Consider the following 577-nt stretch of genomic DNA (forward strand, 5'->3'; position numbering starts at 1 on the left):
ATCACATACTGTTCCGCAGCGTGCTGATCCGCAATCGGCTCCACGTTTACGGCGCAGTATTTATACTCCGGCGTTTTGGTTATCGGGCTTAAGTTCTCCGTCACCAGCTCGTTGCAGGCGCCAATCCACCACTGGTAGGTCATATAGACCGTGCCTTTATTCGGACGGTCGCTGACCTGCGCACGGGTGATGATGCGGCCCTTACGCGAGTTCACCCACACCAGCGCTTCATCCTCAATGCCGAGGCGCTCCGCGTCGGCGGTGTTGATTTGTGCGTATCCCGGTTCGTCCGCCAGCGCCGCCAGCGCGGCGCAGTTACCCGTCATCGAACGACAGGAGTAGTGGCCCACTTCACGCACGGTGGAGAGCACCATCGGATACTCATCGGTGAGCTTATCGATTGGCGCGACCCAGTCGCAGGTGAAGAACTGCGCCAGTCCGTTCGGGGTATCGAATTTTTCTTTGAAGAGGTACGACGTTCCCTGGTCGGCTTCGGACTCATCGCGACACGGCCACTGGATGTAGCCCAGCTCACCCATTTTTTCATAGGTTGCCCCATAAAAATCCGGACACAGAC

Annotated in this window: 1 protein-coding gene; it reads right to left on the minus strand. The window is 57.7% G+C overall.

Going from position 1 to position 577, the window contains the following annotated elements:
* Nucleotides 1-577: molybdopterin dinucleotide binding domain-containing protein (locus tag K5E19_RS23545; protein ID WP_311775530.1), on the minus strand; the 577-nt coding region annotated here is incomplete at both ends.

It is taken from the genome of Enterobacter sp. RIT637 (assembly GCF_019718755.1).
GTDB lineage: Bacteria > Pseudomonadota > Gammaproteobacteria > Enterobacterales > Enterobacteriaceae > Enterobacter.